General features: G+C 64.1%; 23 protein-coding genes. 12 read left to right on the top strand and 11 right to left on the bottom strand.

Annotated features, from left to right (window positions below):
- Positions 1-61: 61 nt before the first annotated feature.
- From B0G71_RS21795 to B0G71_RS21785, 3 genes are all read right to left on the bottom strand, one after another.
- The gene (locus tag B0G71_RS21795) at positions 62-313 is read right to left on the bottom strand and encodes a Txe/YoeB family addiction module toxin (protein WP_116121265.1); all 252 of its coding nucleotides are present in this window, start codon (positions 311-313) and stop codon (positions 62-64) included.
- A gap of 10 nt (positions 314-323) precedes the next feature.
- Entirely contained in the window at positions 324-617 is a 294-nt protein-coding gene (locus tag B0G71_RS21790; RefSeq protein ID WP_106280509.1) for a type II toxin-antitoxin system Phd/YefM family antitoxin, read from the bottom strand.
- A 261-nt stretch (positions 618-878) separates the two neighbouring features.
- Complete coding sequence (locus B0G71_RS21785) at positions 879-2,177, bottom strand: MFS transporter (protein ID WP_181916924.1); 1,299 nt, start codon at positions 2,175-2,177, stop codon at positions 879-881.
- A gap of 176 nt (positions 2,178-2,353) precedes the next feature.
- On the opposite strand from B0G71_RS21785, the gene B0G71_RS21780 reads away from it, so the two are divergent.
- Genes B0G71_RS21780 through mdcH form a run of 8 tightly spaced genes read left to right on the top strand, consistent with a single transcriptional unit; the run spans position 2,354 to position 9,381 of the window.
- On the top strand, positions 2,354-3,127 hold the full coding sequence (locus B0G71_RS21780) for a GntR family transcriptional regulator (RefSeq protein WP_116144055.1): 774 nt from the start codon (positions 2,354-2,356) through the stop codon (positions 3,125-3,127).
- Between the two features lie 8 nt (positions 3,128-3,135).
- Positions 3,136-4,818: a malonate decarboxylase subunit alpha gene (gene mdcA / locus B0G71_RS21775; RefSeq protein WP_116144052.1), complete on the top strand. Its 1,683-nt coding sequence runs from the start codon at positions 3,136-3,138 to the stop codon at positions 4,816-4,818.
- Between the two features lie 2 nt (positions 4,819-4,820).
- The gene (locus B0G71_RS21770) at positions 4,821-5,744 is read left to right on the top strand and encodes a triphosphoribosyl-dephospho-CoA synthase (RefSeq protein ID WP_116144050.1); all 924 of its coding nucleotides are present in this window, start codon (positions 4,821-4,823) and stop codon (positions 5,742-5,744) included.
- A complete protein-coding gene (locus tag B0G71_RS21765; RefSeq protein WP_116144048.1) occupies positions 5,732-6,055 on the top strand; it encodes a malonate decarboxylase subunit delta in 324 nt (107 codons plus the stop codon). Before B0G71_RS21770 ends, B0G71_RS21765 begins: the two co-directional genes overlap by 13 nt.
- Positions 6,052-6,936: a biotin-independent malonate decarboxylase subunit beta gene (locus B0G71_RS21760; protein WP_116144046.1), complete on the top strand. Its 885-nt coding sequence runs from the start codon at positions 6,052-6,054 to the stop codon at positions 6,934-6,936. The genes B0G71_RS21765 and B0G71_RS21760 overlap by 4 nt, the downstream gene beginning before the upstream one ends.
- On the top strand, positions 6,933-7,751 hold the full coding sequence (mdcE, locus tag B0G71_RS21755; protein ID WP_116144044.1) for a biotin-independent malonate decarboxylase subunit gamma: 819 nt from the start codon (positions 6,933-6,935) through the stop codon (positions 7,749-7,751). The genes B0G71_RS21760 and mdcE overlap by 4 nt, the downstream gene beginning before the upstream one ends.
- A complete protein-coding gene (locus tag B0G71_RS21750; protein WP_116144042.1) occupies positions 7,751-8,449 on the top strand; it encodes a malonate decarboxylase holo-ACP synthase in 699 nt (232 codons plus the stop codon). The genes mdcE and B0G71_RS21750 overlap by 1 nt, the downstream gene beginning before the upstream one ends.
- On the top strand, positions 8,449-9,381 hold the full coding sequence (gene mdcH / locus B0G71_RS21745) for a malonate decarboxylase subunit epsilon (RefSeq protein ID WP_116144040.1): 933 nt from the start codon (positions 8,449-8,451) through the stop codon (positions 9,379-9,381). Before B0G71_RS21750 ends, mdcH begins: the two co-directional genes overlap by 1 nt.
- A 30-nt stretch (positions 9,382-9,411) precedes the next feature.
- On the opposite strand, the gene B0G71_RS21740 is transcribed toward mdcH, so the two are convergent.
- Entirely contained in the window at positions 9,412-10,350 is a 939-nt protein-coding gene (locus B0G71_RS21740) for a LysR family transcriptional regulator (RefSeq protein ID WP_116144038.1), read from the bottom strand.
- A 186-nt stretch (positions 10,351-10,536) separates the two neighbouring features.
- Between B0G71_RS21740 and B0G71_RS21735 the strand changes: the two genes are divergently transcribed.
- Positions 10,537-11,316, top strand: a complete 780-nt coding sequence (locus B0G71_RS21735; protein WP_116144036.1) for a putative hydro-lyase — start codon at positions 10,537-10,539, stop codon at positions 11,314-11,316.
- A 65-nt stretch (positions 11,317-11,381) separates the two neighbouring features.
- Complete coding sequence (locus B0G71_RS21730; RefSeq protein WP_116144034.1) at positions 11,382-12,683, top strand: MFS transporter; 1,302 nt, start codon at positions 11,382-11,384, stop codon at positions 12,681-12,683.
- A 19-nt stretch (positions 12,684-12,702) separates the two neighbouring features.
- Here B0G71_RS21730 and yjfF read toward each other — a convergent pair whose 3' ends face one another.
- The 5 genes from yjfF to B0G71_RS21705 all read right to left on the bottom strand — a co-directional run bounded on the left by yjfF (position 12,703) and on the right by B0G71_RS21705 (position 18,569).
- Entirely contained in the window at positions 12,703-13,800 is a 1,098-nt protein-coding gene (gene yjfF / locus B0G71_RS21725) for a galactofuranose ABC transporter, permease protein YjfF (RefSeq protein ID WP_116144032.1), read from the bottom strand.
- Positions 13,797-14,828, bottom strand: a complete 1,032-nt coding sequence (locus B0G71_RS21720) for an ABC transporter permease (RefSeq protein WP_116144030.1) — start codon at positions 14,826-14,828, stop codon at positions 13,797-13,799. Before B0G71_RS21720 ends, yjfF begins: the two co-directional genes overlap by 4 nt.
- A complete protein-coding gene (locus tag B0G71_RS21715) occupies positions 14,825-16,432 on the bottom strand; it encodes a sugar ABC transporter ATP-binding protein (protein ID WP_116144028.1) in 1,608 nt (535 codons plus the stop codon). The genes B0G71_RS21720 and B0G71_RS21715 overlap by 4 nt, the downstream gene beginning before the upstream one ends.
- Positions 16,433-16,643: 211 nt before the next feature.
- The gene (locus tag B0G71_RS21710) at positions 16,644-17,630 is read right to left on the bottom strand and encodes an ABC transporter substrate-binding protein (protein WP_116144026.1); all 987 of its coding nucleotides are present in this window, start codon (positions 17,628-17,630) and stop codon (positions 16,644-16,646) included.
- Between the two features lie 327 nt (positions 17,631-17,957).
- On the bottom strand, positions 17,958-18,569 hold the full coding sequence (locus B0G71_RS21705) for an alpha-ketoglutarate-dependent dioxygenase AlkB (RefSeq protein ID WP_116144024.1): 612 nt from the start codon (positions 18,567-18,569) through the stop codon (positions 17,958-17,960).
- Positions 18,570-18,725: 156 nt separating this feature from the next.
- Here B0G71_RS21705 and B0G71_RS21700 point away from each other — a divergent pair, with 156 nt between their 5' ends.
- Positions 18,726-19,310: a malonic semialdehyde reductase gene (locus tag B0G71_RS21700; protein ID WP_116144022.1), complete on the top strand. Its 585-nt coding sequence runs from the start codon at positions 18,726-18,728 to the stop codon at positions 19,308-19,310.
- Positions 19,311-19,339: 29 nt separating this feature from the next.
- Here B0G71_RS21700 and B0G71_RS21695 read toward each other — a convergent pair whose 3' ends face one another.
- Positions 19,340-19,660, bottom strand: a complete 321-nt coding sequence (locus B0G71_RS21695; protein ID WP_116144020.1) for a hypothetical protein — start codon at positions 19,658-19,660, stop codon at positions 19,340-19,342.
- 387 nt (positions 19,661-20,047) lie between these two features.
- On the opposite strand from B0G71_RS21695, the gene B0G71_RS21690 reads away from it, so the two are divergent.
- Positions 20,048-21,211, top strand: a complete 1,164-nt coding sequence (locus B0G71_RS21690; RefSeq protein ID WP_106311902.1) for a metallophosphoesterase — start codon at positions 20,048-20,050, stop codon at positions 21,209-21,211.
- Between the two features lie 28 nt (positions 21,212-21,239).
- Here the strand turns inward: B0G71_RS21690 and B0G71_RS21685 are convergent, their stop codons facing one another.
- Positions 21,240-21,764 carry a hypothetical protein gene (locus B0G71_RS21685; protein ID WP_116148762.1) on the bottom strand — a complete coding sequence of 175 codons (525 nt, stop codon included), beginning with the start codon at positions 21,762-21,764 and terminating at the stop codon, positions 21,240-21,242.
- Positions 21,765-22,192 lie beyond the last annotated feature (428 nt).

Below are 22,192 nucleotides of genomic sequence, written 5' to 3'. Positions count from 1 at the left end.
CGGCGCATCCGGCCGTCAGTCGAAACGTTGAACAAAACCGGGCACATGCGCCCGGTTTCTCTTAGCGGTCGTAGTGGAAGCGACAGGCAATCACGTAGATCTTTCCCTCTCGCGGCAAGTAGACGAGGCGGTCGGCAAGTGTGATACGGCGCGACCACAATCCGCTCAAACTTCCAAGCAGCGCCTCCGGTTTCCCCGTGCCACGATAAGGATCGCGCCGGCATTCCTCCAGCAGCGTATTGATCTTGCGCAAGACCTGTCGGTCGGTCTCCTGCCAATACAGGTAGTCGTCCCACGCGTCGTCGGTGAACATAAAAATGCTGTCAGCCTTTGCGGCCTCCTCGTTGCGGCTTTTCTGTTTGTTCATCGTTCAGCAGTTCGCGAGCAGTCGCACTGCCGGCATTCAACTGGGCGATAGACCTGGCGAGCCGCTGGGCATTCTTCGACGAACTCAACAGATACAGGGTCTCCTGCATCGCATTGAAATCCTCGAGTGAAACCATGACCACGTTTTCGCCGGTCTGCCTCGTGATCAGCATGGGTGTGTGATCGCGGCAGACGTCGTCCATCGCTTGCTTAAAGCCGGCACGCGCCTCGCTGTAAGTAAGGACGTTCATTCGTTTCTCGACCCGAGAGGTTGCCCTCCAGTCGCTCCTGTCAAAAGTTAGGGACGATTCCACCGCCGAACGGATGGCCGCACTGCGGGACCGCGGGGTGAGCCGATGGCACGGAGCGGAAACGCCTCGAAGCCATCGGCAATCATTGTACGGAGTTCTGTACAAATCAGCAAACTCGCAACGGCGGAAAAATACGTCGTCTAACGGATGAAGAGGATGCCCGTTCGTCACCCCACCCGCCACTCAGCCAAACGGCCAACCTCACTGCGGCAACACCTCGCCCTTGGTCTCCGGCGCAAACGGAATCACGAACAGCCCGACGATAAACGCGATCGCCGTCAACGCCACCGGCACCCCGAGCGTATGCATATGGAGCACCGCCGCGCCGAGCAGAAAGTTGACGCCCGCGCCGACGAACCGCCCGATCGACGTGCAGAACGCGAACGCCGTCGCCCGCACGCGGGTTTCGAACTGCTCCGGCAGCCACAAGCTGAACAGCGCGAAATTGCCGCCGAAGAAACCCAGCACGAACAGCCACGCAATAAACGGCGCAAGCCCATTGGGCAAGTAAAACGCCCAGCCGAAACTGCCGACGATCGCCACGGCCATGCCGAAAAAGTAAATCGCCAGCGTCTTCTTGCGGCCGATGCGCTCGGCAAGCGGCGGTAACGCGAGACAGCCGAGGATCGTCGCGATCGACAACAACCCCGTGGCCAGCGAAGCGGTTTTGATCGCATCGGTCTTCGCCATGCCGGCCTTGGTCGCCAGTTGGATCACGGCGGACGGCTCGTACACCGCGCCCGCCCACAGCCCGATGATGGCGATGGTCAGCAGAATGCACGCTACCCAGGTGCGGCGTCGATAAGCCGGTCCCATGATCTCGCGCAGCGGCTTGGTGCGCACGGTGCGCGCCTCGGCCTTCTCCCATTTCTCCGACTCCTTCACCCGCAGCAGGATCAGAATCGCGACCACCACCGGCACTGCGCCGGTCAGGAACATCGCGCGCCAGCCGTAATGCACGCCGACCGTGTAATTCAGCGCCGCGGCGAGGAAGAACCCGGCGTAGTAGCCCGTTTGCAGATAACCGGCTCCCATCTTGCGGCGATCCTCCGGCCACGCTTCGGCCACATACGTCCCGGCCAGCGCCCACTCGCCGCCAATGCCGACGCCCGCAATGAAGCGATAGATGCCGAGTTCCCACACGTTATGCGAGGTCGCCGCCAGTCCCGTGAAAATGGCGAACGTAAAAATTGTGCCGGCCAATACCTTGGTGCGGCCGTAGCGGTCGGCGAGCGGCCCCCAGATGAACGACAGCCCCCACCCGACCAGGAACAGCGCAAACAGGATGGAGCCGGCCAGACCGACGTTCGCCGGCGTCGCCGCATAACCCGAGCGCGGCAGCAGTTCGGTCAGGGCCGGCGTCAACACGAGCGCGTAGATGAACGAGTCCATCCCGTCGAGCGTCCAGCCGGCCCACGCTCCCCAAAAACCTGCGATCTGCGAACGATTGAGCGGCGTGCGGCGCCGCGTGACCGACGTGCGGTCGGTGAGTGAATTCATCATGCTCCTCCGGTCCAACAGTTGGCGTACGTAACAGGAACGACGAGATGCGCGTTAGTGATGAACCGGAGTGTCCTTGCACCACCGGTCAGGGGGCTTCGCGGACAGAACGGGAGTATTTTTTCCGGGTTTGTCCGCGTTTAATTCGCGTCTTTTCATATATAATATTTGATATCATGAGCGACGCAATAGATGGTTTTCCCCTGGACGCCCCGGCGCGCACCCCGCTTTTACCTGCGGCGGCGCCGCGTGAAAGCACGTCCCGCGTGATCGCGGAGGCGCTTCGGGCGGCGATTGTCGACGGCACGCTGGCGCCCGGCGCGCCGCTGCGGCAGGACGCGATCGCGCGGCATTTCTCAGTCAGCGCAATTCCCGTGCGCGAAGCGCTGCGGCAGTTGGAGAGCGAAGGCTGGGCCAAAGCCGCCGTGCATAAGGGCGCGACCGTCGCGCCCTTGTCGGCGGAAGAAGCGCGCGAAATCTACGAGATCCGTTCCGCGCTGGAGAGTCTCGCCATTGGCCTGGCCATACCCAGGCACACGGCCGCCACGTTGCGCGAGTCCGCCAGCCTGTGCCGCGCCGCCGAACGCGAGTCGAACCCGTCGCTGTATGTCGAGCGCAATGTCGCGTTTCACATGAGCCTGTACGCGCCCGCGCGCCGTCCGCAACTCGAGGACATGATCGGCACGCTGCACCGGCGCGGGGAAAGATATCTGCGCCTGAAATTCGGCTTGCCGTCGTACAAGGGCGAGTCCGACAATGAACACGCCGCGCTGCTCGACGCCGTAAAACGCCACGACATTCCCGCCGCACAGAAACTGGTCGTCGCGCATCTGCTGGGCACGGGCGAACTGCTTTATCGTTTCCTCACCGAACGCGCGCAGGCCGAAGCCGCGCTTGCGAATCAACCCAAGCCGCGCGGCAGACGCCCGCGCGCCACCACCGGGACCTGACTAAGCCGATGAACCGACCCGCCGCAGCCGCTGCGTCCGCAGTATCGACACCCACCGCCGCCCGTTCGTGGACCACGCGCCGCGACGAAAAGAACCGCCGCCTCGCCGCCATTGCCCCGTGGCTCAAAGACGGCGTGCTGCCGCCGGAGCGCATTGTCGACGCGCTCGAAACGCTGATTCAGCCGGGCGATCGCGTCGCTCTCGAAGGCGACAACCAGAAGCAGGCCGATTTCCTCTCCCGCTCGTTCGCCAACGTCGATCCACAAAAGATTCACGACGTGCATCTGCTGATTTCGAGCATCGGCCGGCCCGAGCATCTGACGCTGTTCGAGCGCGGCATCGCGCATAAGGTCGACTTTTCGTTTGCCGGCCCGCAGAGTCTGCGGGTCGCGCAACTGCTCGAAGACGGCCAGCTGGAAATCGGTGCGATCTATACGTACGTCGAGTTGTACGCGCGCATGTTCGTGGATCTGACGCCGCACGTCGCGCTGCTGTGCGCGGAAAAGGCCGACCGTCACGGCAATCTGTACACCGGCGCGAATACCGAAGACACGCCCACCATCGCCGAGGCCGCCGCCTTTCGTCATGGCATCGTGATCGTGCAGGTCAACGAGATCGTCGACGAACTGCCGCGTGTCGATATTCCGGGTTCATGGGTCGACGTGGTCGTGCAGGCGGACCGGCCGTTCGCCGTCGAGCCGCTGTTCACGCGCGATCCACGCCACATCGGCGACCTGCAGGTGTTGACCGCGATGATGGTGATTCGCGGCATCTACGAGCCCTATGGCGTGACATCGCTGAATCACGGCATTGGCTTCGATACGGCCGCGATCGAATTGCTGCTGCCCACCTACGGCGAATCGCTCGGCCTGAAGGGCAAGATCTGCCGCAACTGGACGCTCAATCCGCATCCCACCATGATTCCCGCGATCGAATCGGGCTGGGTCGACAGCATCCATTGTTTCGGCAGCGAAGTCGGCATGGAGGCGTATATCGAGGCGCGTCCGGACGTGTTCTTCACCGGCAACGACGGCAGCCTGCGCTCGAACCGCGTGCTGTGCCAGCTGGCCGGGCAATACGGCGTCGATCTGTTCATCGGCTCGACTTTGCAGATCGATGCCGACGCGAATTCGTCGACGGTCACGCGCGGGCGTCTCGCCGGCTTCGGCGGTGCGCCGAACATGGGCCACGATCCGCGCGGCCGGCGTCATTCGAGCGAAGCGTGGCTCAAGCTGCTGCGCGACGAGGGCCCGGTGTCGCGTGGCCACAAGCTGGTCGTGCAGATGGCCGAGACCTACAAGAAAGGCGGCGAGCCGACCTTCGTCGATGAACTCGACGCCGTCGCGGTCGGCGCGAAAAGCGGCATGCCGATTGCGCCCGTGATGATCTACGGCGACGACGTCAGCCATGTGGTCACCGAGGAAGGCATCGCGCATCTGCACAAAGCCGAGGGCATCGACGAACGGCGCGCGGCGATCGCCGCCGTGGCCGGCGTGACGCCGATCGGTCTGCGTGCGAAGCCGGAAAAAACGGCGGAGTTGCGCCGGCGCGGCATCGTCGCATATCCCGAGGATCTGGGCATCCGGCGCGGCGAGGCCAAGCGCTCGCTGCTGGCGGCACGCAGCATCGACGATCTGGTGACGTGGTCGGGCGGCCTGTACGAACCGCCGGCACGCTTCAGGAGTTGGTGAGCATGGCGTCCGTTGCTTGGCTCGCGCGAGAAGAAGCGCAGGCGCGCTGCGCTAACGCTGTACCTACGCTTTCCGACGCGCAACTCGCCCATTACGCCATCACCGCGCTGATCGACGAAGCCCATCTCACGCCCAAGCCCGCGCTGGTCGACCGGCGCGGCAGCGGCGCGCATCGCGACCTCGATCTCGACACCATGCTGCGCTCGGCGCGCGCGCTCGAGCCGACTTTCGCCGCGCTCGCCCGCGCGGCGCGTCGCCGCGGGGAGCCGTCCGCGTTGCTGCGTGCCGAACTCGCGCAGATCGGCCGCGCCGGCGAGCTCGACATGCTGCACGCCACGGGCGGCAGCAATGCGCATCGCGGCGCGATCTGGATCGTCGGCCTGCTGGTCGCGGGGGCGTCGCTGCCCACCGGCACCAGGCGCGCGAACCCATCGCAGATCTGCACGCATGCCGCGCAGATCGCCTGCTTCCCGGATCGCTTCGCCGCGCCTTCCGATAGCCACGGCGAACGCGCGCGTCAGCGCTACCAGGTCGGTGGCGCACGCCGTGAAGCGCAAGACGGCTTCCCGCATGTGATCGACGTAGGCCTGCCCGCGCTGCTCGCGGCGCGTCGGCGAGGCATCGACGAAAACGCCGCGCGCGTCGACACCCTGCTCTCGATCATGGCCACGCTCGACGACACCTGCCTGCTGCATCGCGCGGGCTTGCCCGGTTTGCATGCCGGACAACACGGCGCGCAACGCGTGCTGGACGCGGGCGGCAGTTCGACGCCCGCAGGCAGCGCCGCGCTCGCCGCGCTCGAACACGACTTGCTGACGCTCAACGCATCGCCCGGCGGCGCAGCCGATCTGCTCGCCGCCACCCTCTTTCTCGACATGCTGGCGCATCACGACGCCGACAGGAGCCCCGACTCATGGAACATCTGACCTTCGACTATCCGGCGCAACGCGCCGTCACGACCCGCGCGCACGTCGGCGTGGTGGGCTCGGGCGATTTGGAAGTGCTGCTCTCGCCCGCCGACCAGGCTGGCGCGCTGAGCGCACACGTGGTCGTGCGCACCAGCGTCGATGGTTACAGCCACATCTGGAAGAGCGTGTTCGATCGCTTCTTCACGCGCTATGACGGCGCCGCGCAAATCGAAATCAACGACTTCGGGGCCACGCCCGGCGTGGTCGCGTTGCGCCTCGCGGAAGCGGTCGAAGCCGCCGAAGCCGCCGAACGGGGAGACGACGCATGACTACGGTTGCGACCGCTCATCCCGCGCCGATGCTGCGCGAGAGTTTCATCGAACTGCCGGCGCGTGAGCGCGCCCGCTCGCTGCTGGACGCGGGGACCTTCCGCGAACTGCTCGGCCCGTTCGACAAGATCGAATCGCCGTGGCTGCCGTTGCAGAGCGTCGTCTGCCAGGCGGATGACGGCTGCGTGATCGCGCGCGGCACCATCGGCGGCGAGCCCGCCGTGGTCGCCGCGATCGAATCCGCGTTCCAGGGCGGCAGCATCGGCGAAGTGTCGGGCAGCAAGATCGCCGCGGCGCTCGAGCTGGCCTTGCGCGACTGCGAACGCGGCAAGACCGTGCGGCCGGTCGTGCTGTTCGAAACCGGCGGCGTGCGGCTTCAGGAAGCCAACCTCGGCCTCGCGGTGATCGCGGAGATTCAGGCGGCGATCGTCGCACTGCGGCGGCATGTGCCGGTGGTCGGCGTGATCGCGGGCATGGTGGGCTGCTTCGGCGGCATGTCGCTGGCGGCTGCCTTGTGCTCGTACCTGGTCGTCACGAAGCAAGGGCGGCTCGGCATGAATGGGCCCGAAGTGATCGAACAGGAAGCCGGCATCGACGAACTCGACGCCAGCGATCGCCGCCGCGTATGGCAACTGATCGGCGGCGAACAGCGCACGGCGACGGCGCTCGCCGATCAACTGGTCGACGACGATTCCGACGCGGTGCGCACCGCCGTGCGTTCCGCCTTCGAGCAAGGCGTGCCCGCCGCGCATCGCAGCGAACAGGTCGACATGTTCCTCGACCGGCTCGCACGGATCGATCCCGCCAGCGTCACGCCCGAAACCATGCGTGACGTGTTCAACCGTCAAACGCAAAGCGATTCGCGCAAGGAGCAAGCATGAGCGACGCAAAACTCAGCCGCGGCGCGCGCTGGTTCCAGGCACTGGCCGGCGAATCGGCCAGCCAGGCGCCTGTGTTGAGCGGCGACGCGCCGCTCGGCGCAGAGACCGCGCACTTCTTCTCAGTCGTGCCGGACCCGGCCAACCGCTTTCCGCGCGCCACCGACAACGTGGTCGGCCTCGAACAGGGCTGGCGGCTCGCGCGCGCCGTGCGCGACGCCATTGCGCGGGACGAAGCGAGCGGCACGCGCCGCCCGATCGTCGCGATCGTCGACGTGAAAAGCCAGGCGTACGGCTATCGCGAGGAGATGCTCGGCATTCACCTGGCGTGCGCCGCGGCGGTGGACGCGTACGCCGCCGCGCGCGATGCCGGTCATCCGGTGATCGCGCTGATCGTCGGACCGGCCATGTCGGGCGCGTTCCTCGCGCACGGCTATCAAGGCAACCGCATCGTCGCGCTCGACGCGCCCGGCACCATGGTTCATGCGATGGGCAAGGAAGCCGCCGCGCGCGTCACGCGCCGCACGGTCGAAGAACTCGACGCGCTCGGCGAAACCATCGTGCCGATGTCGTACTCGATGGCGTCGTTCGCCAGGCTCGGCTTGCTCGATCAGTTGATCGACGGCGTCGATGCCGATGCGCCGGACGCCGCGCAGATCGAGCGCGTGCGCCAGGTGTTGACCGAGCAGATCCGGAGCGTGCGCGACGATGGCCGCCGCAATCTCGCGCATCGGCTGGAATCCGAGGCGGCGCGGAAGAATCGCGCGGCGTCGATCGAAGTGCGCCGGCGTCTCGCCGAACAGTGGGACGCGGTGTAATGCAAGTCTGTGCCGCAGCGCCGTTTGCAATCGACCACGCGCTCTCGTGCGATGTGCGATGGCGGCCGCACGACTTGCTGCGTCTGCAACGTCTGGAAGCGTTTGACGATGAACCGTCGTGGGTGCGCGAGGCTTTCGGGCGCGCGCCGTATGCGGTCGTACGACGCGCGCTGGCGGCCGAGGGATTCGTCGCGATCGGGATGCGCGGTGTTGGGCGGTCGGAACGGTACGGCACGTGGGCATCGTCGGCGGATGTAGTGAGCACCGTGTCGCCGGAAGCTCTTTCACGCCCACCGCTCGCCGGCCGTGATGCATTGCCCGCCTTCGCCGCACTCGCCGCATTGCAAAACGACGCGACGGGTCCGCTGAATGCATTCGCCTGGGGACCGACCGGCAGCGCCGGGTTCGAACTGGCCACACACGTGCCGACGGTGACGGCATCAAGCGATCTCGATCTGCTCATCCGAACGCGCGACAAACCGCTCACGTCAGACATGGCGGGCGAATTGCTGCACTATCTGCAAGGGCTCGCGCAACGCATCGGCGTTCGCGTGGACGCGCAACTCGATACACCCGCCGGCGGTGTGGCGCTGGCCGAATGGGCCGCGGGCAAACCACGTGTGCTGGCACGCCACGCGCGCGGCCCGCAACTGATCGCCGATCCGTGGGGCTCCGCGTCTCATGGCGACGACGCCTGATGCTCGCGCTGCTTTTCCCCGGGCAAGGCGCGCAGAGCGATGGCTTCCTGCATCGTTTGCCGGAGCATCATGCGGTCCGCGACACGCTCGACGAAGCGTCACACGTGCTCGGCGTCGATGTGCTCACACTGGACACGCCGGACGCCTTGCGCTCGACCGTCGCCGTGCAGATCGGCCTGACGGTCGCGGGCGTGGCGCTTACACGCGCGCTGGCTGCCGAACGTTTCGTGCCGGAGATCAGCGCGGGCTTGTCGGTCGGCGCGTATCCGGCGGCAGTGAGTTGCGGCGCGATTCACTTCGAAGACGCGTTGAAAATGGTTCGCCGCCGGGCCGAGCTGATGGAGACAGCATACCCATCCGGTTATGGGCTTGCCGCGATAGCGGGCTTGACTGAGTACCAAGTGGAAACGCTCGCTGCGCGCCACGCCGATGAAGTCCAGCAACACGTCTATATCGGCAATGTCAACGCGCCGCGCCAGATCGTCATAGCGAGCGCAAATGATGCACTGGACGCCTTCATCAAACGCGCACTGGCTGCGGGCGCGCGCAAGGCCACTCGCCTCGCGGTGAGCGTGCCGTCGCATTGCGAATTACTCGCGCAAGCCACGGACGAACTGATCGCCTACGCGAAGGACGTGCCGTTTCACACGCCGCAAAGTATCTATGTCGGCAATCGCGGCGGCCGTCCGTTGTATACGGCGGACGCGATCCGCGACGACCTCGCCACCAATATGCGTTACACCGTGCGCTGGTTCGACGCGCTCACGGTGATGCAGGAAATGGGCGCACATGTGCTGATCGAAGCGCCGCCGGGCCAGGTCTTGACCGATATCGCGCGCGAATACTTGCCGGAAACCGCCGCGCTCGCCGCCAGCACTTTCTCGTTCGATCGACTCGTGGCCACCGCACGACGGCGTCTCGACGCGCATTGAATGATGGGCGGCATGTTCCTCACGCTTGCCTCAGCGTTTCTCGATCAACTGCCGCCCCATCGCCTTCGCATATTGATCGAGCGCGTTTCGCGCGACACGTGATGCCGCGAGCACACCGACATCGGCGTCGTCGCGGTAATACATCGCGACGTCGATCGGCGGCGGCAACGGATGCACCTGCAACTGCCCCAGTTCGCCGCTGCTCAGATAAGGCTCGACAAATAGCGCGGGCACCGCGGCAATCCCATAGCCGTCGCGCAGCAGTTTCACGATCACCGCAACCGATGGCATGCAGGTCACCTGAGTCTGCGCGAGCGGCACGCCCGCGCGTTTAGCGAGCGCCTGCACGATCGCCTCGACGGCGACTTGCGGCGCGGTGCCACGGCCGAACGTCAGCACGGGCTTGCTCAACACGGTCTGCACGTGTTTCGCGCGGCTGGCCGGAATCAGATCGCTGCGCGCGATCCAGCGCACGGGGTAGCTCGCCAATAAGGTCGACACGATCGACGCTTCAGGCTCCGCGGTTTCTTCCACTTGAATCACCAGATCCAGTTCGCCCGCGCGCAAGCGCGGCCCGAGTATCGCGCTCGAATCGACCGTGAGATCCACGACGATACGGTTGTACTCGAGGTTCAGCAGGCGGATGTAGTCCGGCAGCCAGCTATGCACCACCGTCTCGATCACGCCGAGGCGCAAACGCGTCGCCACTTGTGTCTCGTCCTGCGCGGCCAGTTGCAGTGAGCGCGTGGCCTGCACCACCGAGCGCGCATGCGCGAGCAGCCGCTCGCCATTCGCTGTGAGCTGAAATTCGGCCGCATCGCGCTCGATCAACTCGACGCCCAACTCCGCTTCGAGCGTTTTGATGCGCAGCGAAATCGCTGCGGGCGTCGCATGCATGGCGGCGGCCGTCGCGCGAAAACTGCCCAGACGGGCGAGCGTCAGAAACGTTTCGACAAAGCGGGTATTCATGGCGGAGCTCTCTTAACAGCGGCGGGTTGCACGCGATCATCGCCGTGAACGGGCTACGGCGCTGTTAAGTTTAAGTTAACGAAACCCAATAAAAACTCGCTGGATGGATATTTTTGACGTTACTAATCTGGGTTGCATCCGCGACAGCTTTTCAGCCGCACGATCTACCAGGGAGTCGAGCAGTCCATGTCCTACACGCCGTCCGAGTTTCGTCAGCAGATACGCAGCCGTCGCCTGTCCGGCCCCACCGCGGGTTATTGCGGCGACTATGCGCAAGCCAATCTCGCCATCCTGCCCAAACAGCACGCCGACGATTTCCTGCGCTTCTGTACGCTGAATCCGAAGGCGTGTCCGCTGCTGGGCATCGGTGAACCAGGCGACTGGCGCGTGCCTGCTCTAGGCGCCGATCTCGACATCCGCAACGATGTGCCCGCGTTTTATGTGTACCGGCATGGCGAGCGCGCCGAGGAAGTGCGCAGTCTCGACGAATTGTGGCGCGACGACCTGGTGGTGTTTGCGATCGGCTGCTCGTTTTCTTTCGAAGAAATGCTGCGGCGTGAAGGCATCGCGCTGCGCCATATCGAACAGCAGGTCAACGTGCCGATGTATCGCACCCGCGAGCGCAACGTGGCGGCCGGCGTGTTCGGCGGCAACCGCGTCGTGTCGATGCGGCCGATGAAAGCCGCCGACGCCATCCGCGCGATCCAGATCACCAGCCGCTTTCCCGCCGTGCACGGCGCGCCGGTTCATATCGGCGATCCGTCGCTGATCGGCATTCGCGATCTGGCGCGTCCCGATTTCGGCGACGCCGTCGAAGTACGCGGCGACGAGCTGCCTGTGTTCTGGGCTTGCGGAGTCACACCGCAAGCCGCCATCGAAAGCGCGCGTCTGCCGTTCGCGATCGCTCACAAACCGGGGCACATGCTCGTCACCGATATTCCCAACACCACGCTGGCGATGCTGTAGCCGCAGCCTTTGTGCCCTCACCCGCCGTGCGACGAGACACGGCCAACGACGACCGGAGTACAAGCATGGAAACCGAAGCGCAGTTGACCGCCGACGCCGAGCATTATGCCGAGTCCGGTGCAGGACAAGGCCCGTTCGCGTGGTATCGGCAGATCTCCGCCAGCGAGAAGCGCGCCTTCTGGAGTTGCAAGATCGGCTACGTGCTCGACGCCATGGACACGCAGTTCCTGAGCTTCGTGATACCGACACTCATAGCGACGTGGGGCATCACGCGCGGCGACGCCGGTCTGATCGGCACCGTCACGCTGCTGAGTTCAGCGCTTGGCGGCTGGGGTGCCGGCGTGCTGTCGGATCGCATCGGCCGGGTGAAGACCTTGCAGATCACGATTCTCTGGTTCGCGGTCTTCACGCTGGCTTGCGCGCTGGCGCAGAATTTCTCGCAGCTGTTGTGGGCGCGCGGGCTGATGGGCCTCGGCTTCGGCGGCGAGTGGACGGCCGGCGCGGTGCTGATCGGCGAAGTGATCCGCGCGCGCGATCGCGGCAAGGCGGTCGGACTCGTGCAGGCGGGCTGGGCAATCGGCTGGGGTATCTCGACGCTGCTCTTCATGGCCGTGTTCTCGCTGGTCCCGGCCGATTACGCGTGGCGCGTGCTGTTCGCAATCGGCATTGCGCCGGCGCCGTTCGTGATCTGGATCCGCCGCTTCGTCGACGAGCCCGAGGTGCATCGGCAGCAGAAAGCGGCGCAGGCCGCCACGCAAACGCGCACTTCGCTGCTCGATATTTTCCGTGGCGAGATCGTCTGGACGACGCTGCGCGCGTCCGTGCTGGCAACCGGCGTGCAAGGTGGCTACTACGCGGTAACCACGTGGCTGCCGACGTATCTGAAGACCGAACGGCATCTGAGTGTGATCGGCACCGGCAGCTATCTGGGCGTGGTGATCGTCGGTTCGTATTGCGGCTACCTGACCGGCGCTTATGTCAGCGACAGAATCGGCCGCAAGCGCGCCTTCATCGCGTTCGCTCTGGCGTCGTGCGCGATTGCGCTGATCTATACGCAACTGCCGCTCGATAACCTTTCGATGCTCGCGCTCGGTTTCCCGCTCGGCTTCTGCGCGTCCGGCATTTTCTCGGGCATGGGCGCGTTCCTCACCGAGCTGTTTCCCACGCGGATTCGCGGCTCCGGTCAGGGCTTCTGCTACAACTTCGGGCGGGCGGTCGGCGCGACGTTTCCGTTCCTGATCGGCTACGTGTCGCAAACGACGACGCTCGGCCACGCGATCGGCGTGTTCGCTGCGGCGGCGTACGGCATAGTGATCCTCGCCGCGTTGACGCTGCCTGAAACCAGAGGACGGCAACTCAGCGCGTGAGCCGCCGCGGCGCGCGCGTTCAAGCCTGTTCAGGCGCGCGCCCGATCACATGCGAATCCGACGCCGCCGAGCCGTCCGCATGCCCGCGTTCGCGTCCCGCGGTCACGACCGCACCCGTGCCGCCCGGACGGCCCACCGACTTCGCATGACGCTCGATCAGCCGTTGCAGTAAGCAGAACGCGCACAGCAAGGCGCCGATCACGATGCGGGTCCACCACGAACTGAGCGTGCCGTCGAACGTGATCAGCGTCTGGATCGTGCCGAGAATGCCAACGCCGAACAGCGAGCCGATCACATAGCCGACGCCGCCCGTCAGCAGCGTGCCGCCGATCACGGTCGCGGCGATCGCATCGAGTTCCATGCCCTGCCCTTGCAAGCCGTAACCCGACAGCACATAGAACGTAAAGACCGCGCCGCCTAGCGCCGAACAGAAGCCGCTCAGCGCATACACGCCGATGCGCGTGTGCGCCACCGGCAAGCCCATCAGCAAAGCCGAACGCGCGTTGCCGCCGACCGCGTAGACGTTGCGGCCGAAGCGCGTGAAATGCGCCACGTAAATCGCGGCCAGCAGCGTGACGAACGCGATCAGCACATTAGCCGTCACCGAGCCGACGCCGATGTCGAGGCGAAACGCCGATATCTTCTGGAACGTCGGATCGGTGATGGTGATCGACTGTGTCGTGATCAGAAAACACAAGCCGCGTGCGAAGAACATACCGGCCAGCGTGACGATAAAGGCCTGCAAGCGGAAGAAGTGAATCAACGCGCCTTGCACCGCGCCGAACACCGTGCCCATCAGCAGCACGATCGGCAGGATCACCCAGACCGGCCAATGCAGATGTTCGGACAGCACCGCCTCGACGATGGTCGTCAGCGCGACGACCGAGCCCACCGACAGGTCAATGCCGCCGGACACGATCACGAACGTCATGCCGATCGCCACGATCAGCAGGAACGCATTGTCGACCAGCAGATCGAGCAGCACTTGCCACGAGAAAAATCCGGTGTACATGACCGAGCCGAATCCGAACAGCGCGCAGAACAACAGGATCGTCACGGCGATCGGCAGCGTGCGCGGATCGACAATATGAGCCCAGGCTTCGAGGATGCGTCTCATCGCGCCACTCTCCGTTGCGTGACAAGCGCCATACCGAGCGCGCGCGCCGACGGCGACTGGATCACGCTCACCGCGAGCACGACGGCCGCCTTGACGACGAGCGTGGCTTCCGGCGGCACGCCGATCGAATAGGTGGTGTACGTGAGCGTCTGAATGATGAGCGCGCCCAGCACCGTGCCCGCGAGACTGAAGCGGCCGCCGAGCAGCGACGTGCCGCCGAGCGTCACCGCGAGGATCGCATCGAGTTCGAGCAGCAGACCGGCGTTATTGCCGTCGGCGCTGCGCACGTTCGAGCTGATGAGAATGCCCGCCATCGCCGCGGTCAGTCCCGAGAAGCCATACACCGTGAAAACGAGCGCCTTGGAGCGCAAGCCGACCAGACGCGTGGCGACCGGATTGACGCCGATCGCGCGAATGAACAGTCCGAGCGCGGTGCCTTCGACGAGCGCGGCGGTTGCCAGCACCGACACCGTGGCGATCCACACCGAACACGGCACGCCGAGCCAGTAACCTCCGCCCACAAACAGATAGCCCGGCGCGCCGATCGGAATGATCTGCCCCGCCGTCAGCAATTGCGCGATGCCGCGCCCGGCGACCATCAGGATCAACGTGGCGATGATCGGCTGCATCCCGACGAACGACACCAGCAAGCCATTCCACATGCCGCTCAGCACGCCGACGATCAAAGCCGCCAGCAGTGCCTGCGCGATCAGTCCGCCAGTCGGCACCGGCTGCGTGGCGAGTATCGTGGCCGCGGCGGCGCCCGCGATCGCCACCACCGCGCCGACCGAAATATCGATGCCGCGCGTCGCGATCACCAGCGTCATGCCGGTCGCGACGAGCACCAGTGGCGCGGCACGATTGAACACATCGATCGGCGCGCCGAACAGATGGCCGTCGAGCATGCGTAGCGACAGGAAATGCGGATTGACCCACAGGTTCAGTCCGCACAACAACACCAGCGTGACGCACGGCCAGATCAAAGGACGCTCGGCGCCGTCGCGTACGAACCAGTTAGATAGCTTCATTCGCCGCTCCCCGCGATGAGTCGATAGATATTGTCTTCGTTCGACGCCTTGCCGGCCACTTCGGCGATCTTGCGACGGTCGCGCAACACCACCACGCGATGGCTCACGCGCAGCACCTCGCTGATCTCCGACGAAATGAACAGGATGCTCAGACCGCTCGCGCATAGCGCCAGCAGACGATCCATGATGTCGAACTTGGCCGCAACGTCGATGCCGCGCGTGGGTTCGTCGAGGATCAGCAGTTTGGGATCGGTGGCGAGCCAGCGCGCCAGCAGCGCTTTCTGCTGATTGCCGCCGGACAGCAGACCGATCGGCTGTTCCGCATCCGACGCCTTGATGCCGAGCCGCTCGATCCATAGATCCGCCAGTTCGCGCGCGCGTTGCCGGCTGATCTTGCGCCACCAGCCGCGCCGCCCCTGCAACGCCAGCAGAATGTTTTCGCGGATCGACAGTTCCGCGACGATGCCCTCTTTCTTGCGGTCTTCCGCGCAATAGCCGATGCCGTGGCGCACCGCGTCGCGCGGCGAACGCAGCCGCACCGGGCGCCCCTTCACCAGGATCGTGCCGCTGTCGGCTCGGTCCGCACCGAACAGCAGCCGCGCGGTTTCCGTGCGGCCCGAGCCGAGCAAACCAGCGAGACCGAGGATCTGGCCGGGCTGCACGTCGAGATCGATCGGCTGCAGCGTGCCGCGCCGTCCCACGCCGCGCAACTCGACGAACGGCTGGCCGGTCTGCGCGGCCTGTTTTTCTTCGGTGTCGCGCCCTTCCTGCGCGGCTTCGCGCAAACGTGCGCTCATCCGCTCGTGGCCGACCATCTTCGATACCAGTTGATCGGCCGGCAGATCGCGCGCGAGATATTCGCCTTCGCGCTCGCCGTTGCGCATTACCGTGATGCGATCGGAGATGGCGTACGTCTGTTCGATGAAATGCGTGACGAACAGAATTGCAATGCCCGATTGCTTAAGATGCCGAAGTATTTTGAAAAGCTGACTGACCTCGCCGTCGTCGAGGCTCGAGGTCGGTTCGTCGAGGATCAGCACGCGCGCATCGACCGAAAGCGCTCGCGCGATGGCCACCATCTGCTGCACGGCGATCGGATAGGCGTCGAGCGATCGCGTGACGTCAAGACTCACGTCGAGGCGCGCCAGCGCGGCTTGCGCGCGCCGCTTGATGTCGGGCCAATCGATCGCGCCGAAGCGCCGTGGCTGCCGCCCCGCAAAAATGTTCTCCGCAACGGAGAGGTTCGGGCACAGATTCACTTCCTGGTACAGCGTGCGCACGCCGGCCGCTTCAGCTTCCTGCGGCGAGGCGAACGCCACTACCTGGCCACCGAGGCTGATCGTGCCGGCGTCCGGCGCTAACACTCCGGTAAGCACGTTGATCAATGTGGATTTGCCCGCGCCGTTCTGCCCCATCAACGTGTGGATCTCGCCGGGGAACAGGCGGAAATCGACCCGCTGCAGCGCCTTCACGCCAGGAAATGTCTTGCTGATGCCGGCGGTCGCGAGAATCGGCTCGGCGCGGTTCGTGGTGCCGTCGGCATGGGTTGCGGCGGCGCCGATGATGCCGGCCGGCGGGTTCGGTACAGATGCGGGATGCGTCATAGGCCTCGCTCGATCGGCGGTGCGTGGTTCGGCGGCCTCCAGCGGCCTCAAGCCGGCAGTGCGCGGAAAAGAGGCCGCCGCTGCCCAAGCAGTCGGACGGCCAGGCACCACTGGAGAAACCTTTTTTCGTGTGTCGATACCGCGCTTCCCGTTGCGCTTGTCCGCGTTTCTATGCCCGCCTTTGACAGTCAGGAAGCCTTATCAATTGCCGTCAGTACTTACGCGTCGGCAGTGTCTGCGCGGCGACACTCATCGGGAAGACCGTCTCTTCCGTCAGGATGCGCTTAGGCAGTTGCTTGCCGGCCACTACATCTTTGACCGCCGACATCAATTGCGGACCTAGCAGCGGACTGCACTCCACATCGACATTCATCTTGCCCGCGGCCATGGCCTGGAAGCCGCCCTTGGTCGCATCGAACGAAACGACGGTGATGTCCTTGCCCGGATGCATGCCGGCCTCTTCCATCGCCTGGATGGCGCCGAGCGCCATATCGTCGTTATGCGCATAAACTACATTTATTTTATTTCCATATGTCTTTATAAACGCTTCCATGACCTGCTTGCCGCCGGCGAGCGTGAAGTCGCCGCTTTGCGACGCAATGATTTTGAACTTGGGGTCGTTCTTGATCACTTCGAGGAGACCCGAGTGCCGGTCGTTGGCGGGCGCCGATCCGACCGTGCCCTGAAGTTCAGCGATGTTGATCGGGCCTTGGTCGTTCTTGTAGTGATCCGCGAGCCAATGACCACCGCGCCGGCCTTCTTCCAGGAAGTCCGATCCGATCATCGTCACATAAAGCGAGGGGTCTTTCGTATCGATGTTCCGGTCGGTGAGAATCACGGGAATTTTCGCGGCTTTAGCCTCGCGCAGTACTGGTTCCCAGCCCGACTCGACGACCGGCGAAAACGCAATCACGTCGACTTTTTGCGCGATGTAGGAACGGATCGCCTTGATCTGGTTTTCCTGCTTCTGCTGGGCGTCGGAGAATTTGAGCTTGATCTTCGCGTCGGCCGCCGCGGACTTGATCGACTCGGTGTTGGCGGTGCGCCATGCGCTTTCCGCGCCGACCTGCGCAAAACCCAGCGTGATCTGTTTGTCCTGCGCGTAAGCGCCCGGCATAGCCAGCGTCAGCGCACCGAAGCCCGCGCAAAGTGCGAGCGCGCTCAACGCACGACATGCGGCGCGTCGTGTATTCGCCATGACTGTCTCCTGATCGTTGTTGTGTAGGCGACCCATCGAATCCGCCCAGCCGTTGCGGCCCTCACGGTGCGTGGATCGTGATGTAGCGTAGTGTGTAGGGCGTTAACCGTCCAATCATATGATTCGCGTCGGCGATATCAATTTTGGTATAGGGCGTCTGGCGGTTGTGGGTGGTCGCGGGGCGTGATGCCTGGGTGGCTCGGGCGCGTTGCCTGGCGTTACTGCATTCGCGCTTTTTTTTATGCGCTTACGTGTTCCGTGGCTTGGTGGCCTGGTGGCTTGGTCAGCTCTGCGGCGCAACCGCCCTCGCCCAATGCACACCACACATTAGCGAACACCCGCACGCGGCGTCACCCATCGAAACGTCAGGTTGATGCGCTCGCCCGCCACTCGCGGCTCTTTGGGCACCCGGTGCCGCCACCCGGCCTGTGTGTCGCCCTTCATCACCAGCAAGCTGCCGCCTTTCAGCGAAAAAGACTGCATGACGCCGGTCTTGTTGTGCCGCAGATCGAACGTGCGAGCGACCCCCAAGCTCACCGAGGCAATCACCGGATGCGTGCCGAGTTCAGGCTCGCGATCCGCATGCCAGCCCATGCTGTCCGTGCCGCTTCGGTAGCGGTTGAGCAGCACGCTATTAAAATGCGCGTCGCAAATCGACTCCACCGCGGACTTCAACTCGGCGACGGTCGGCGTCCAGGCTTGTGGCACGTTGCGAATACCTGAGTAGACATAGACGGCGTCAGGCTCGCCCTGCCACGCGGTCAGCCGCGGCAACGGCACTCGCCCGGCAGGCGTGCCCATCATGTCCTGACGCCATTCGACTTCGTCGATGAGGTGCGTCAAGGCCCGTGCCGCCGCTTCAGACGACAGCCAATCGGGATACCAGTCGACGTCGGGCGTCGGCAGAGCATCGGAAAAATCCGCAAAAAGATCCGTCATGAGAATGCCTGAGTACAATCGCGCGCACAAAGCGCGACTGGATGAGAACCTTGGCTATTATGGCGGCAACGATAACGACGCTACTACGCGTGGCTTGCGGTCTGATCCGGCGCCGTCCTTTTCATTTCGCTCACGTCACCTTCAAGGAACCATCCAATGATTCTTTCCGACCAGGCGCTCAATCAGCTTTTCCGCGAAGCGCGCACGCATAACGGCTGGCAGCCAAAACCGGTCGACGACGCCGTGCTCAAGCAACTCATCGAACTCGTGCTGCTCGGCCCGACATCGGCCAATTCGAGTCCGGGCCGCTTCGTCTTTGTCAGAACGCAGGAGGGCAAGGAAAAACTGCGCCCGGCTTTGTCACCAGGCAATCTCGAGAAGACGAAGGCAGCGCCGGTCACAGCGATCGTCGGCATGGATATGGCGTTTTACGAGCATCTGCCGAAGCTGTTTCCGCACGCCGATGCACGCAGCTGGTTTGCCGGTAACGAGAAGGCGATCGCCGACACGGCATTTCGCAATTCGACGCTGCAAGGCGGCTATCTGATTCTCGCCGCGCGCGCACTTGGCCTGGACACGGGCCCAATGTCAGGATTTGATGCCGCCAAGGTCGACGAAGCGTTCTTTGCCGGCACCACCGTGAAATCGAACTTTCTGATCAATCTGGGCTACGGCGACCCGTCGAAACTGTTCCCGCGCAGCCCGCGCTTCGCTTTCGACGAGGCCGCGCGGATCGTCTGACGCAGGATGCCCGGCACGTCGCTGCGCGGTCAAGTCAAGATCGCCACGTAGAAGACCACGGCGCCGATCAAGGCGCCGATGAAGCAGAAGCCCTCTTCGGCTTCGTCGCTGTTGGACCGCACCCAGGCCCCCACGACGCCGAACAGCCCCGCGATGCCGAGAGCGACGCTAAGCATGACGACATAGAACAGCGCGCTCTTGCCCAACTCGGAAAAATCGATGTTGCGCACGCCGAAGTACAAGCCGATCGCCATTAACGAAATGACCACGAGTGGCAGCATGACGTGGCTGCCCTCATATCCGACGTGATGCGCGTGGCGGAACGGGTTGCCTGATCTGAGCAGCTTCATATGTGCCTCCTGCTTTGCCCTCTGCCGGCGACAGTACGAACCGCGAGCGGACTGCGCGGGCCCTCGCTGTGGCCTTTGCCCTGACTGCGATACAAGCCGGCTCTATTTGAGAATAGTCCACGCCCGACCACAATTCAAAGCCCATTTAATTCGAACCAATCGGCAGCCTGAACGGCCTACCCTCAGCCGCTTCGGTTGCTGCAATGCAATACCGCGCGCGTGCCTGTTAGCCTTGCACGGTTCGTCGTAGCGGCGTCAATTTGGCGCGCCCGGCAGGCGGTTGCACATCTCGGTAGAATGGATCGGCTCGTTCGCCACGCATTGCCGCGGTCGGCGAGCCGCCGCCGCTCCGCCGTGTGCCGGCCCCTTCCCGCCCTGATCCTCTCTATGCGCCGCTCATCGTTTCTTGTTCGCTTCATCCTGATTGGCATTCTCCTGCATATCTACGTGGGCTTGCGTCTGATTCCGGACATGCCGATCGATATGACCGGCCGATGGCTGTGTGCGTTGTGGCTCGTGCTGTCGATCTTTCTGATTCCGCTCGGCATGCTGGCGCGCACGATCAAACAACAACCGCTCGGCGATCGGCTCGCATGGGTCGGCCTGCTGGCGATGGGCTTCTTTTCGTCGCTGCTGGTCCTGACATTCGCGCGCGATCTCGTGCTCGCTTCGCTCCTTACCGTCGATGCAATCTGGCCGAACACCATTGCCATCCCACACTGGCGAACAGGCTCCGCCGCGGCTGTGCCGCTGCTCGCGCTGCTTTCCACGCTCGTCGGCCTGTTCAACGCTCGCCGCCGCGCCAAGGTGGTGACGATCGAAGTGCCCATCGACGATTTGCCCGCCGCGCTCGACGGTTTCACGATCGTGCAGATCAGCGATATTCACGTCGGCCCGACCATCAAACGACGCTATGTCGATGCAATCGTCGACGCGGTGAATCGCCTCAAGCCGGATCTGATCGCTGTCACCGGCGATGTCGTGGACGGCAGCGTGCCGCAACTGACCAACCATACGCAACCGCTGTCACGGTTGAGCGCACGCCATGGCGCTTTTCTCGTTACTGGCAATCACGAGTATTACGCCGGCGCCAACGCCTGGATCGACGAATTCCGGCGCTTGGGATTGAACGTCCTGCTGAACGAGCATGTGATCGTGGATCACGACGGCGCACGTGCCGTGATCGCCGGCGTGACCGACTATTCAGCGGGCCATCACGACCCGGCGCACCGCAGCGATCCAGTCGCGGCGCTGGCCGGCGCACCTGGCGACGTACTGATCAAGGTGCTGCTCGCCCACCAGCCGCGCTCAGCCGAAGCCGCCGCAGCAGCCGGCTTCACGCTGCAGCTATCCGGCCACACGCATGGCGGCCAGTTCTTCCCATGGAATTTCTTCGTGCGCCTTCAGCAGCCGTTCACCGCCGGCCTCGCGCGGCTGAATGGACTCTGGGTGTACACGAGCCGCGGCACAGGCTACTGGGGACCGCCGAAGCGCCTGGGTGCACCTTCCGAAATCACGCGCTTGCGCCTCGTACCCGGCGAGCCCGATTAAGGCCCGACAGGTCCGATCAAGGCGCCCGTTACTGCGCGGGCGCCACCGCCACGCTCACTTGCGGTGCGAACGCCACCACCACTTGCATGCCCGGTGTCACGCCGGTGATCTTGGCGGGATCGCGGCCCTGGATATGAAACAGGGACCCATTCGGGTCTTTGAGCGCCATGATGCCGGAAACGTGGTCGATGGACTCGACCCGGGCGTGCACGCTCTGCACCGTGTCCAACTGGGCAATCTGAGCCGCTGCCGATTGACCGTTCGCGCTCTGCGTGACGCTGATCACGGCATTGCGCATCATGCGGATGTGAACCTTGCCGCCTTGCCTGATCTGCGCGAGATTGCGCGTGTCGGTAATGGTGAATGACGCTTCACCGCCTTGCGCGTCGAGCACAGTGACTGAATGGTTAGCCTGATCGACCGACTTCACGACACCGTCTGCCTGCAGCGTGCTGCTGCCTTCGAACGGCGCCGGCAGAGCTGCGGCTGACGACACGAGCGGAGCGGCAGCGATCAGCGCGCCGGCGATGACGCCAAGAGCTTTAACTTTCATAGATTCCTCGATTCGGATGAGCGGCGGAAATAACGACGTCGTGCGGATCACGGCGTAACGCTGCAAGAGCGAAAACCCCGACAAATAAGACCGCGCATTTAAGCGCCAAGGCCGCGCGACGTGTTCCGGATGATTCAGACAGTGTGTTTTCCGGGACGGCTACCGTCAATATTCGGAGTCCGTATTTATGTAGGAATAGCTCTCCCATGCATACGGAAACTTCCCCAAAGATGGCATGCAATTCATTCGCCGCCTCGCTCCGTCGCGACTTGACTTACCTTTGCAGAGATGCCTAAAATCCGCCCAGTTCATTTACCCGGGATCACGATCTTGGACAGTAGCAGTAGTACCCGTCGAGCTTCGATTCGCCCGATCGCCTGATCGGCAAGATTTCCGCGCCAGTCTTTGTCTGTCGCCGTCTTGCCTTC

Source organism: Paraburkholderia sp. BL27I4N3 (assembly GCF_003386115.1).
Taxonomy (GTDB): Bacteria; Pseudomonadota; Gammaproteobacteria; order Burkholderiales; family Burkholderiaceae; genus Paraburkholderia.
This window is presented reverse-complemented; position numbering and strand designations above follow the sequence as displayed.

Coding starts and splice junctions, on each gene's coding strand:
- B0G71_RS21795 (WP_116121265.1), bottom strand. CDS start 313: ATGTTCACCGACGACGCGTGGGACGACTACCTGTATTGGCAGGAGACC.
- B0G71_RS21790 (WP_106280509.1), bottom strand. CDS start 617: ATGAACGTCCTTACTTACAGCGAGGCGCGTGCCGGCTTTAAGCAAGCG.
- B0G71_RS21785 (WP_181916924.1), bottom strand. CDS start 2,177: ATGAATTCACTCACCGACCGCACGTCGGTCACGCGGCGCCGCACGCCG.
- B0G71_RS21780 (WP_116144055.1), top strand. CDS start 2,354: ATGAGCGACGCAATAGATGGTTTTCCCCTGGACGCCCCGGCGCGCACC.
- mdcA (WP_116144052.1), top strand. CDS start 3,136: ATGAACCGACCCGCCGCAGCCGCTGCGTCCGCAGTATCGACACCCACC.
- B0G71_RS21770 (WP_116144050.1), top strand. CDS start 4,821: ATGGCGTCCGTTGCTTGGCTCGCGCGAGAAGAAGCGCAGGCGCGCTGC.
- B0G71_RS21765 (WP_116144048.1), top strand. CDS start 5,732: ATGGAACATCTGACCTTCGACTATCCGGCGCAACGCGCCGTCACGACC.
- B0G71_RS21760 (WP_116144046.1), top strand. CDS start 6,052: ATGACTACGGTTGCGACCGCTCATCCCGCGCCGATGCTGCGCGAGAGT.
- mdcE (WP_116144044.1), top strand. CDS start 6,933: ATGAGCGACGCAAAACTCAGCCGCGGCGCGCGCTGGTTCCAGGCACTG.
- B0G71_RS21750 (WP_116144042.1), top strand. CDS start 7,751: ATGCAAGTCTGTGCCGCAGCGCCGTTTGCAATCGACCACGCGCTCTCG.
- mdcH (WP_116144040.1), top strand. CDS start 8,449: ATGCTCGCGCTGCTTTTCCCCGGGCAAGGCGCGCAGAGCGATGGCTTC.
- B0G71_RS21740 (WP_116144038.1), bottom strand. CDS start 10,350: ATGAATACCCGCTTTGTCGAAACGTTTCTGACGCTCGCCCGTCTGGGC.
- B0G71_RS21735 (WP_116144036.1), top strand. CDS start 10,537: ATGTCCTACACGCCGTCCGAGTTTCGTCAGCAGATACGCAGCCGTCGC.
- B0G71_RS21730 (WP_116144034.1), top strand. CDS start 11,382: ATGGAAACCGAAGCGCAGTTGACCGCCGACGCCGAGCATTATGCCGAG.
- yjfF (WP_116144032.1), bottom strand. CDS start 13,800: ATGAGACGCATCCTCGAAGCCTGGGCTCATATTGTCGATCCGCGCACG.
- B0G71_RS21720 (WP_116144030.1), bottom strand. CDS start 14,828: ATGAAGCTATCTAACTGGTTCGTACGCGACGGCGCCGAGCGTCCTTTG.
- B0G71_RS21715 (WP_116144028.1), bottom strand. CDS start 16,432: ATGACGCATCCCGCATCTGTACCGAACCCGCCGGCCGGCATCATCGGC.
- B0G71_RS21710 (WP_116144026.1), bottom strand. CDS start 17,630: ATGGCGAATACACGACGCGCCGCATGTCGTGCGTTGAGCGCGCTCGCA.
- B0G71_RS21705 (WP_116144024.1), bottom strand. CDS start 18,569: ATGACGGATCTTTTTGCGGATTTTTCCGATGCTCTGCCGACGCCCGAC.
- B0G71_RS21700 (WP_116144022.1), top strand. CDS start 18,726: ATGATTCTTTCCGACCAGGCGCTCAATCAGCTTTTCCGCGAAGCGCGC.
- B0G71_RS21695 (WP_116144020.1), bottom strand. CDS start 19,660: ATGAAGCTGCTCAGATCAGGCAACCCGTTCCGCCACGCGCATCACGTC.
- B0G71_RS21690 (WP_106311902.1), top strand. CDS start 20,048: ATGCGCCGCTCATCGTTTCTTGTTCGCTTCATCCTGATTGGCATTCTC.
- B0G71_RS21685 (WP_116148762.1), bottom strand. CDS start 21,764: ATGAAAGTTAAAGCTCTTGGCGTCATCGCCGGCGCGCTGATCGCTGCC.